The sequence below is a fragment of the Streptomyces sp. NPDC058086 genome (assembly GCF_042885015.1).
Classification (GTDB): Bacteria; Actinomycetota; Actinomycetes; order Streptomycetales; family Streptomycetaceae; genus Streptomyces.
Genome location: NZ_JBHVST010000219.1, coordinates 1 through 6,395 on the forward strand (window position 1 = coordinate 1; position 6,395 = coordinate 6,395).

General features: G+C 70.3%; 4 protein-coding genes. 2 read left to right on the forward strand and 2 right to left on the reverse strand.

The window, feature by feature from the left end; all coding sequences use genetic code 11:
- Positions 1 to 479 precede the first annotated feature (479 nt).
- Positions 480 to 983, reverse strand: a complete 504-nt coding sequence (locus ACFVWD_RS56905) for a CAP domain-containing protein (protein ID WP_389606951.1) — start codon at positions 981 to 983, stop codon at positions 480 to 482.
- Positions 984 to 1,443: 460 nt separating this feature from the next.
- Positions 1,444 to 2,283: a patatin-like phospholipase family protein gene (locus ACFVWD_RS56910; protein WP_389606953.1), complete on the reverse strand. Its 840-nt coding sequence runs from the start codon at positions 2,281 to 2,283 to the stop codon at positions 1,444 to 1,446.
- A 214-nt stretch (positions 2,284 to 2,497) separates the two neighbouring features.
- Here ACFVWD_RS56910 and ACFVWD_RS56915 point away from each other — a divergent pair, with 214 nt between their 5' ends.
- Both ACFVWD_RS56915 and ACFVWD_RS56920 read left to right on the forward strand, forming a co-directional pair.
- Positions 2,498 to 4,162 carry a M1 family metallopeptidase gene (locus ACFVWD_RS56915; RefSeq protein WP_389606954.1) on the forward strand — a complete coding sequence of 555 codons (1,665 nt, stop codon included), beginning with the start codon at positions 2,498 to 2,500 and terminating at the stop codon, positions 4,160 to 4,162.
- 343 nt (positions 4,163 to 4,505) lie between these two features.
- On the forward strand, positions 4,506 to 6,395 hold a 1,890-nt coding region (locus tag ACFVWD_RS56920; RefSeq protein ID WP_389606956.1), incomplete at its 3' end, for an N-acetylmuramoyl-L-alanine amidase.

Genomic DNA, 6,395 nt, shown 5'->3' on the forward strand with positions numbered 1-6,395 from the left:
CGGGCACAGACCCAAGTACGTCCAGTACGTGGGCCTGTGCCCGGCACGCCGAGAGCACGCTCCCCCAAGCTCTCGACTCCGCTCGAGCAGGAGGGACCCCCATGACGCCGCGAGGCCCGCCCTCCGGGCGGACGACGGGAATTTGACGACAGGACCTAGGCGCGAGCGACTGCCAGTTGACTCCTCGCACAACCCCAGGGCCCGGGGCTGCTACGAAGAGACGCGCTCAGACTCCCCGAGGACGATACGCAAGGGCCCCGCGCCCTCCTTGGGGGCGTCGGCGATCCGTACGTCGGTACTCCGCCGCCGACTTCATCGGCTTCCTCGCAACGCCCGAGCGCGCCGAGGTTGCTCACCAGACGCGCGTGCGCATGTTGGTGGCTGAGTGGTCCTTTCCGACCGCACGTGAATGTCCCGGTACAGGGTCAGCGCCATCCGGTGCCGCCCCGGCCCGACCTGTCTGCACGATGCCGCCGGAGTCAGGGCGCGTACTGGCACACCGTGATCGACCCGGTGGGAACGCCGCTCTTGGTGCCGCAGCCGATCTTCCCGTACCGCTCGTTGATCATGTTGTAGTAATGACCCCATTTCTGGTAGCCGGGGCTGTTGGTGTCATGGTTGGGGTCGGCCTCGTAGGCGGCCTTCTCGCTTGCCCATCGGCCTGTGGCCGAGGCCGCCGGAGAGGACGAAATGTTTTCGGCGGCGTTGCTTATCGGGCCGTGGTGCAGCGTGCCGCCCGCAGTGGATGCCGGGTCGTCGGCCCAGTCCTGGGCTGCCTTGGCGAGCGAGTCGTCCCAGGTCAAAGACGACTGGCCAGCCTGTTGGCGCACGCTGTTGGTCTCGGAGACGATGGCCTGCTGATCGGAGGGGCTGACGTTGGAGACGGTCGCGGAGGCGCCCGTCGCCAGTACCGTGCCACCGGTCAACAGCGCCGCTGCGACGATGGTCGCGGCGCGACGACGCAGCAGAGTGGGGTTCTTCATTGCGACTCCCTGGTCGCACAGAAAACAGCAAACTCCCTGGCCGCAAAGGAAACAGCAGCGGCGAGAAGGCCTGCTGCGGAATGTCGGCGTGGAGTACGGCCGCCACGGAAGCGAGCCGCACCGCCGACTCATGCCGTGGCCAGACAGCCATCGGCGACAAAGTGGTCTCGTCGGCGGCCGCATGGCCGCATTCGGTATGACCAGCCTATGCCCGGGGCGCCTGTGCAGCGAACGGAGACGGCGACCGGAGGGACAGCCGAGCTGCGGGGAAGTGCGGCGGAGGTCCGAGGACGTAACTCGGTTATGGACGCGGCGAGTTCGACGGGTGCGGCATTCAGTCCGGCTCCGCGTTGTGGCGAAGGTGACGCCGAGGCGGTCGGGCAGGAGGACCGTGAGCCCAGCGACGGACTCAAGATCGAACTCGGTAGATCCAACTCGGTAGATCCAACTCGGTGGAGGCTCAGCCGTGCCAGATGGCTCGGACCTCTTCGACGTACTCGGCCGCCTGGCGTAGCCCTGCCTGGGCCGCGCCCGGAATGCGGGACGCGTCCAGGGCGTTGCGGCCGAACGCACGGCGGGCCGCACGGTCCGGGACCAGCAGGGCGGCCCGGGTGCCGCCCGCCTCCAGAGAGGCCACCTGGTCGAAGGCGCTCGGGGTCGCACCCGGCACGTCGGGGATCGGGGCCAGGACCACAACCCGTCGGCAGTCGTGTGCCAAGTCGGCGTTGGTCGTGGAGCGTACGCCCCCGTCCATCCAGCGGCCTGCCCCGATCGTGATCGGCGGGAACAGTGGCGGCAGTGCGCACGTGGCCGACATCGCCGTCACCAGGTCGACCCCGCTGTCGGCGCCGAAGCCGGCCGGCTCGCCGGTGAGCGCGTCCACCGCGAACAGCCGCACGGGCCGCTCCGGCCATTCCCGAACCGGCAGTTGGGGGCGGATCGCGTCGAAGACGTCGGCCTCCGTCACGTCGCGCACGTTCAGGGAGAGCCGGCCCAGCCGCTTGACCACGGTCGCCGGATCGCGCGAACCGAGCGCGGCCCACAGGTACTTGACCGTCATGACGAAGGTGAAGTCCACCTCCATCATGGCTCGCTTCCGGGCGACCTGTACCTCGTACAAGTCGGCGGGCGCCGCCCCTGCGGCCAGTTCCACGGCGAGCAGTGAGCCGGCCGACGTGCCGGCGAGCACGTCGGCACCGCCGAGGTCCAGCCCGGCGTCGGCCAGTCCCGCCAGCATGCCGACCTGCCATGCGTACGCGGTCAGGCCGCCCCCGCCCAACACCAGCGCCGTATCCGCCACGTCCGCCCTCCCCACTAACGGGGACCGATCCCCGTTTCCAGCCCCGACGCTAGCACGTAAATGGGGAGTGATCCCCGCTTCGGTCCGATCCGCATCCACTCCGCGACTCGCACACCCGTCCGCCGCTCGAGCGGACCCGCGCGGGGTGACCGGCCGACAGAGATATGCAAGGAAATGGCCGGTTATAGGTGGATCCTGCTGACATAGTGCGGCCATGGAGATCCACGACCACCGGCAGCCGAATCAGTTCCGTGGCCTGCGCCGCCTCCGTGGCCTCCGTGGTCTTCGTGGTCTCCGTGGTCTCCGTGGTCTCCCAGGCCTCCCAGGCCTCCGTACCCGCCATACCCGCCATACCCGCCGTACTGCCCTCCTCCTCGCCCTCACCGGCGCCATCGGGATCGGCGGTGCCGTCGTCCTCGTCGGCGCCCTCCCCCACGGAGACCACCCCTCCCCCGCCCACCCAGGCACCCTCGCCACCGCCACCCGCTCCGCCGGATCACCCGGCGCGGCCCCCTCCCCCGGCGCCCCTGGTATCGGCGACCCGCTGCTGCCGCTCGACGGCAACGGGGGGTACACGGTCCGCCGCTACACGCTCGCCTTCGACTGGCGGGCGCCCAGGACGCGCTTCGACGCCAGTACGACCATCAGCGCGAGCGCCACGCAGGCCCTGTCCCGCTTCGACCTCGACTTCGCGGGCAACACGCTGCACTCGGTCACCGTGGACGACGTACCGGCGAGGACCGTGCGCGACGGTGACGAGCTCGTCGTCACCCCCGCGAAGCCGATCCCCCAGGGCGGCGCGTTCACCGTGCGGGTCTCCTACACCGCCGACCCGACACAGCGAAGGCACCGCGGCGACGCGATCGGGGACTACGGCTGGGTGCCCACGCCCGACGGCACCGTGCTCTATCCGCAGCCCGACGGGGCCAAGATGATCTTCCCTGCGAACGACCATCCGAGCCTGCGGGCGCCGGTCACCTTCCTCATCACCACTCCACCGGGTGTCAGCGCGGTGGCCAACGGGCGGCTCGTCGAGCGCGCCCCGCAGCCCGACGGACGGGTCCGGTGGACGTACGACTCCGAGCAGCCGGTCGCGGCGCAGCTGGTGCAGGTGGCGATCGGGAAGTTCACGTTCGTCGAGAACACCGGTCCGCACGGGCTGCCCGTCCGGGACGTGGTCCCCGGTGACCTGGTCACCGGGACCAAGGCCTATCGCTCGCTCACGCCCGAGCACCTGGCCTGGCTGGAAGAGCGGCTCGGCCCGTACCCCTTTCGCCGTTACGGCGTGCTGGTGGGGGACACGGACCTGCCGGTGGCGCTGGAGACACAGTCGCTGTCCCTAGTACCGAAGGGCGACCTGCAGGGTGACCGGGTCGATGCCGAGCGCGACCTCGTGCACGAGCTGACCCATCAGTGGACCGGCGACAGCGTGGCCATCCGGCGTTGGTCCGACCTGTGGCTGAGCGAGGGGCACGCCCGCTTCTACGAGCGTCTCTACTCCGAGGCGCACGGCGGCGACAGCGTCGAGTCCGCGATGCGGGCGGCGTACGAGCAGCACGACCAGTGGCGTCACGACAACGGGGCGCCCGCCGAACCCCGCACCGAGGCGGCCCTGTTCAAGCAGGTGCGGTACGACGGCGCTGCGCTCGTGCTCTACGCCCTCCGGGAAAAGGTCGGCGAGAAGACGTTCGACAGGATCGAGCGGTCCTGGGTGACGAAGTACCAGGGCCGGGCCGCCGATACCCAGGACTTCGTCGCGCTCGCGTCCGAGGTCGCGGGCGAGGACCTGAAGCCGTTCCTGACGCCGTGGCTGTACGGGGACCGCACCCCGCCCATGCCGGGACACCCCGACTGGCAGGTGGACCCGGTCCAGGACTGAGCCGTCACCTCCCCCGTACGACGGAGCTTCTGCGCGCCCCGTACGACGGGGCTCCCGCGCGCCCCGTAGGACGGGACTCCCGCGCGGTACGGCGGGCTCGCGCCGACTCCTCGCCGGGGCGGACGTTCTGCCGCCGACCGGGTGGCCTCTGCCGGGTGGCTGGGCCACACCAGTGACGCTTGGCGCGACGGGGCGTGTCGGGCACGGAAACGTACGGGGGGTGATGCAGAGGGCAACTCCTTTGTCCTGATTGCGACGAGCATGATTGGAGACCCTTGCGATGAGAAAACGTGTCGCCCCCCGTGTCCCCAACTCCCCGCGTGAGCACCGCCGTACAGTCCGCATGACCGCCTCCGCGGCGCTCCTGATGCCGCTGTTGGCCGGCCCGGCGGCGTGCGCCGGCGGGACGTCGGCCGACCGGCATCTTCAGAACGTCTTCACGGACGCCGCGGACGAGTATCACGTGCCGCGCAGTGTGCTCCTGGGTGTCTCGTATCTGCAGTCGAGATGGGACGCCCGGCCGGGCACCCCGAGTGTCGTCGGCGGTTATGGGCCGATGCATCTGGTGGACGCCCGTCAGGTCAGGGCCAAGGACAAGTCCCCGACACCGGCTCCGTCGCAGGCGCATCGCGGAGGTGCCCAGCCTCCCGCCGCCGCGGCAGGCCCCTCGGCCTCACCCGGGGCGGCCTCCCCGGGCGGACGCTCCGCGCAGCCCGCGGACCTGCGCCGGGCCGCCGGCCTGATCGGAGCCCCGGTGGCGCGGCTGCGGACCGATGCCGAGGCCAACGTACGCGGAGGTGCGGCGCTCCTCGCGGAGACACAACGACAACTCGGCAAGCCGCTCAGCACCAACCCGGCGGACTGGTGGGAGGCGGTGGCACGCTTCCCGGGGACGGGCGACACCGCGTCGGCGGCGGAGTACGCGAACAACGTCTTCGCGTTGATCCGCCAGGGCGCGCACCGCACCACCGACTCCGGACAGCGGATCACCCTTCCCGCCAGCCCGAACGTGCGCCCCCGCGCCCCGCACCCCGAGGCCGCACGGCGGCCCAAGGAGGTCGAGTGCCCCGCGGCGCTGACCTGCGACTGGCTCGCCGCGCCGTACGTCGAATACGACGACAACGGCGACTACGGCAACCACGACCTGGCCGACCGGCCCAGGGACCAGAAGATCGAGTACATCGTCATCCACGACACGGAGGCGGACCTGCCGTCCATGCGTCAGACCGTGCAGGATCCGACGGAGGCGTCCTGGCACTACTCGATCCGCTCCAAGGACGGCCATGTCACCCAGCACGTCAGGACCAAGGACGTGGCCTGGCACTCCGGGAACCAGTTCGTGAACGCACGTTCGATCGGCATCGAGCACGAGGGATTCCTCAGGCAGCCCGACTCCTGGTACACGGAGCAGATGTACCAGACCTCGGCCAAACTGGTGCGTTACCTGGCGAAGAAGTACGACATCCCGCTCGACCGGCAGCACATCTTCGGACATGACAACGTGGCGTCACCGACCGCCTCCAGCATCCCCGACATGCACGACGACCCCGGCCCCTTCTGGGACTGGCGGCACTACTTCGACCTCCTCGGCGCACCCCTGCGTGCCACGGCCGGGCCCGACAGCGACCTGGTGACCGTGCTGCCGGACTTCGCCACCCACAAGCCGCTGTTCACGGGATGCACCAAGAGCGGAGCGAAGTGCGCGCCGCACGGCTCCAGCGCCGTCCGCCTGCACACCGAGCCGGACGAGCACGCGCCACTGATCCAGGACCCGGGCCGGCGCCCCAACGGCGAGGACTCCACGGAGGACGTCAACGACCTGGGGTCGCGGGTCTCCGCCGGCCAGACCTACGCGGTCGCAGGACGCAGTGGCGACTGGACGGCGATCTGGTATCTGGGCCACAAAGCGTGGTTCAAGAACCCGAAGAACCGTCCGACGGCCGTCGGCGCGAGCGGCCGGTTCGTGACGCCGAAGGAGGGCTTGAGCGAGATCCCGGTGTTCGGACGTGCCCTCCCGGAGGAGGAGGCCTACCCGGAGGGAGTGGAGCAGCAGTCCCAGTCCCCGCTCCCGTACACCCTCCTCGCGGGCCAGCGGTACGTGGCGCAGTCCCGGCCCGTCGGTTCCTACATCGACAGGTCGACCTTCAGCGACACACCGAGCCTGGTGGTGACGGGGCGCGAGGAGTACTACGAGATCCAGTTCGGCCACCGGATCGCCTATGTCCGCGCGAGC

Coding starts and splice junctions, on each gene's coding strand:
- ACFVWD_RS56905 (WP_389606951.1), bottom strand. CDS start 983: ATGAAGAACCCCACTCTGCTGCGTCGTCGCGCCGCGACCATCGTCGCA.
- ACFVWD_RS56915 (WP_389606954.1), top strand. CDS start 2,498: ATGGAGATCCACGACCACCGGCAGCCGAATCAGTTCCGTGGCCTGCGC.